Source organism: Psychrobacter sp. (genome assembly GCF_030457785.1).
GTDB lineage: Bacteria > Pseudomonadota > Gammaproteobacteria > Pseudomonadales > Moraxellaceae > Psychrobacter.
This window is the reverse complement of the sequence record NZ_JAKDUI010000209.1, coordinates 1-4,669: the sequence shown is the minus strand read 5'-3', so window position 1 is coordinate 4,669 and position 4,669 is coordinate 1. Positions and strand designations below refer to the sequence as shown.

The following is a 4,669-nucleotide window of genomic DNA, read 5'->3' as shown; positions in this document are numbered from 1 at the left end:
TTTCTGGCACTAAAGATTGCACCTGACACTAGGGCGCATTAAATAGATAAATGATTAACCTATCGACTTTATTTTAAATTGACGATGACTTATTAATGACGATGTATCAATGATGACGTAAGGATAAATTCATACAAAACCATGCTGTGCGTTTTATCACCGTTTTTATCATTCTCGTACTTAGGGTGTGTTGACTAATACCAGCGAATTTCAACGATAGACAGGAATATTATGAGCAAGATTGAAAAGCAAGACGACTTCCATTTGACGATTGCTGAGATTAAGAAAAAAGACTATCCGCAATTAAAAGAACTGATGGATCGTGTCTATGTCAACCTAGGTGGTTCATGGTCGAAAACCACCATCAGCACCTTGATTGACGCCTTCCCTGAAGGGCAAATTGCTTTATTTGACCACGATAAGCTCATCGGTATCGTGCTCTCCATGCGCGTTAATTATGCCAAGTTTTCCAACCCGCATACTTACGATGATTTGATTGGTCATAGAGAGATTATCAGAGACGATCCCGAAGGTGATGCCATTTATGGCTTAGATGCATTGATAGACCCTGAGTATCGTGGTTATCGTCTCGGTCGCAGACTCTATGATGCACGCAAAGAGCTGTGCCGCCAATTGAACTTCCGAGCGATCTTGGCAGGTGGACGTATTCCCAATTACCACAATCACCAAGACCTATCTCCTGGAGACTATATTGATGCAGTGGAGTCAAGAGAAATCCATGACTCTGCGCTGTCATTCCAGTTATCAAACGGGTTTATCGTCAAGCGTATTTTGACTGCCTATCTACCAGACGATGCCCAGTCCAGAGGCTTCGCGACACTGCTTGAGTGGGCCAATATCTATTACGAGCCACAAGACTACAAGCCTAATACTCGCAAGTCAGAAGTGAGAATCGGTGGTATTCAGTGGCAAATGCGCGAAGTTGAATCACCTGAAGAGTTGCTACAACAAGTCGAGTTCTTTGTCGACATTATGGCCGATTACAACTCTGATTTTGCGTGTTTACCAGAGTTTTTTAATGCGCCGCTGATGGGGCTTTGTGAGTCCACAGATCAAAACATCGCTATTCGCTTTTTAGCGGGTTATACCGAACGTTTTAAGAACGAGATTTCGCATCTAGCCGTTACTTACAATGTCAACGTCATCACCGGATCCATGCCGCTGCTTGATGAAGAAGACACCTTATACAATGTCAGCTATCTATGCCGTCGCGACGGCACGGTCGAGGAACAGCGTAAGATTCACATCACCCCACATGAGCGCAGCGCATGGGTCATCGAAGGCGGTGATGAGGTCAAAGTCTTTGATACCGACGCTGGTCGTGTCGGTATTCTGGTTTGCTACGATGTCGAATTCCCAGAGCTTGCCCGTTTGATGGCACTTGATGACATGGATATTTTATTCGTACCATTCTGGACGGATACCAAAAACGGCTACTTACGTGTGCGCCATTGTGCGCAAGCACGTGCGATTGAAAATGAATGCTATGTGATGATCTGTGGTTCAGTGGGTAACTTGCCACAAGTCGAGAGCTTGGATATTCAGTATGCCCAATCGTCCATTTTTTCACCGTCAGACTTTGCCTTTCCACATGATGCGCTCATGGCAGAAACCACCCCGAATACCGAAATGGTGTTTTTCTCCGATTTGAATTTAGACAAGCTGACCCATGTGCGCAACGAAGGCTCGGTGCATAACTTGCTGGACCGCCGAGATGACTTGTTTAGCTTGAAATGGAAACGAAAGTCAAAAATACCTGCCAGTAAGCTTAGTCAAGAAGAGCGACGAGAGAACTCTGGCAGTGTCTTGATCGGTGATCCGCTACAAAGTCGAGCGCAAAAACCTTAGCGCCTTCATCAGCACCTGCACCTTCATCACATAAGGGCGTGTCATTTATAAAGATAAATAATCTGATTAAGATAGTTGATCTGACATGAGTTAAAAACACAAGACACGCCCTAAACACATATTGAAAACATCGCCATCGAAAAGGCAGCCTCTATGACGACTCAGTCCGACGACGAACAGGTAAAACCAACGAAAACACCAAAACAAAAAGTGTTTTCAATTATCAAAACCATCTTGTTATATGGATTGGTGTTTATCCTCGTTTATAGTGTGATTAACTGGTGGCGCCAACCCGTCATGCCCGCCGACCCTCAGCTACAGCTCACTGATTATCAGGGTCAAAGTGTTGATTTAGCAGGTATGAGTGCAGATCAACCGACCTTGATATATTTTTGGGGTACCTGGTGCTCTATTTGTAACATGACATCGCCTACGATCAACAAGCTGGCAGAAACGAATAACTACCCTGTGGTCACTATCGCCGTCAAATCAGGCTCCAACCAAGAACTACAGGGCTATCTCGCTGAAAACGATTATGAATTTACTACTGTGAATGACCAAGACGGACAGATATTTGCTGATTGGGAGGGACAAGTGACACCTTCGTATGTCTTCCTTAAAGACGGTGAGATGACGCAAGGACTGACTGGCATTCAACCGCTGTGGTCGTTGAAACTACGCCTATGGCTATCGTCTGTTTTGTGATACTCCACTGAGACCACTAAAGTATACCCGTCATCAGCACTAGGGCGTGTCCTCATTTTGAAAATGGTGATAAAAATAAGATAAATGGCAGTCAAACAAGAAAAATGGCGCAGATAATATCGAGATATTAGTCAGCTATTTGACGCCGTTTGGCAACATTTAGCCATTTTTAACCCATTTAGATGACTATCGATTGAATTGAAGGCACGCCCTAGGGCGCTAAAACAAAAGCCTGTATATCTCATCGATATACAGGCTTTTGTTAATAAATCACAGTTTTCAGCCTATCACCTCTTAAGACATAAAACGCTGTGCAGCAGGCATTTTTTTCATTAATATCCAATAAGTAGCACCAGCTGGAATCAAACTCGCATACCAGGAAATGCTAGAAAAAGTTAAGGAAACAACGATACCCACGACCATGGCGATAACAGCAGCCATATTGACACCTTTATAAGGGCCGTCTTTATCATAGAGCTTATCTATATCCAGTTTTTGCTTGCGAAGGAAGTAATAATCAACCACTAAGATGGCAAATAAAGGCCCCAAAAATGCAGAATAGGTTTGAATAAACAGGTTAAGACCAGCTGCGGATTCGTCCTTTACCAGCTCCCAAGGGAAAGTAGCAAAGGCCAGCAAACCTACAATAACGGCCGCTGTTTTATACTTTACCTTAAATATATCCATCAATGCATAAGCAGGTGGTACAACATTATTCAAAATATTTGTCGTCACTTGAGCAAAAGCAATGAACAGCATGGTAATAACGAGTAATGGCTTGTTATCGACAGCACTGGAAAATACTTTAATAGGGTCAACTTCACCCGTTGCGCTGGTGACCATGAGTCCGATCAAGCCCATAAAAAGAGTGGCTGGCAGTATTGAGTTTGCATAGATAGCCACTTGACGGAATAGACCAACCTCTTCTTTTAGTTCTCGAGAATAATCTGAAACATTCAGCATCATCGTGCTATAGACACCCAAAAACAACATCGTCGCACCCCAAAAAGGTGTGCCCCATGTCCCTTCTGCACTAATAAGATTGGTGGATATGGCATCACCATACTTATTCAGAACACTAATAAACATATAGATCAGGGAGCCAATGATAAAAATTGAGCCAATATTTTCAAGCCATTTGATACCATGAAAACCAAGAACAGATAAACCAATTTGCAAAAATTGAAAGCCGATAAAAAACAAAACAAGATTGCTATAACCAAACAAGGCATCGGACACTAAGTTCAAAGCCCCTGCACCAATCCAACTTTGAAAACCGAACCATACAATCGCTGGTACTGAACGCACTAAAGCAGGAATACGGCTACCAGAAAAACCAAATGCAGAGCGACACTGCACCATGAAAGGGATACCGTATTTATGGCCTGCACGACCATTAATCATCAAGGCAGCACCGATGACGGTACAACCAATGGCAATCGCTAAAACAACCTGTAATAAATTTAACGTACCAACCAGACCTGAGCCAACGGTAAACGTACCGATGGACACACAGCCACCCAACCATGCAAACAAATACGACCATGACCCCATAATACGAGTAGTTTGGGGTTCTAAACTCTCTTGACCAATAGCCTTGTGGTCAAGAGAGTTTAGCTCTGGTGTTTCTGTATTACCCTTTACATTTTCCGGGAGTTTCCTAAAAAGTGTGTAACTGCTTATAATCCAATAACAGGAGAATAAGCAATGACTACTCAATCTGACATTAAAAAACTGGCTGAGCAAATGGCTGGTAGCATGAAAAGCTTTGATGATATCAAAGACTTCCAGAAGCAGCTCATGCAATCTTTTATCGACACTGCCCTTGAAGCTGAAATGGAAGACCATCTCGGCTATCCCAAGCATGAAAAGGCAGACAAGCCTAATAAGCGCAATGGGCACACTAAAAAGACAGTTCGCAGTGACACAGGCGATCTTGAAATCTCCACCCCAAGAGACCGCGGTGGCAGCTTTGAGCCTGTACTCGTTAGTAAGCATCAAACCCGTATCTCAGGTCTCGATGACAAGATCATATTCCTTTACGCCAAGGGTCAAACCACCACCGAGATTGTAGAGAGCATTAAAGAGCTCTACG

The 4,669-nt window shown here is 43.4% G+C and carries 4 protein-coding genes; 3 read left to right on the top strand and 1 reads right to left on the bottom strand.

Annotated features, from left to right (window positions below):
• The first annotated feature begins 231 nt into the window (after positions 1-231).
• Both L0J61_RS09385 and L0J61_RS09380 read left to right on the top strand, forming a co-directional pair.
• A complete protein-coding gene (locus tag L0J61_RS09385) occupies positions 232-1,869 on the top strand; it encodes a carbon-nitrogen hydrolase family protein (RefSeq protein WP_301466184.1) in 1,638 nt (545 codons plus the stop codon).
• A gap of 153 nt (positions 1,870-2,022) precedes the next feature.
• Complete coding sequence (locus tag L0J61_RS09380; protein ID WP_301466183.1) at positions 2,023-2,574, top strand: protein disulfide oxidoreductase; 552 nt, start codon at positions 2,023-2,025, stop codon at positions 2,572-2,574.
• Positions 2,575-2,868: 294 nt separating this feature from the next.
• Here L0J61_RS09380 and L0J61_RS09375 read toward each other — a convergent pair whose 3' ends face one another.
• A complete protein-coding gene (locus L0J61_RS09375) occupies positions 2,869-4,167 on the bottom strand; it encodes an NCS1 family transporter (protein ID WP_301466185.1) in 1,299 nt (432 codons plus the stop codon).
• A 114-nt stretch (positions 4,168-4,281) separates the two neighbouring features.
• Between L0J61_RS09375 and L0J61_RS09370 the strand changes: the two genes are divergently transcribed.
• Positions 4,282-4,669: transposase (locus L0J61_RS09370; RefSeq protein WP_301466182.1), on the top strand; the 388-nt coding region annotated here is incomplete at its 3' end.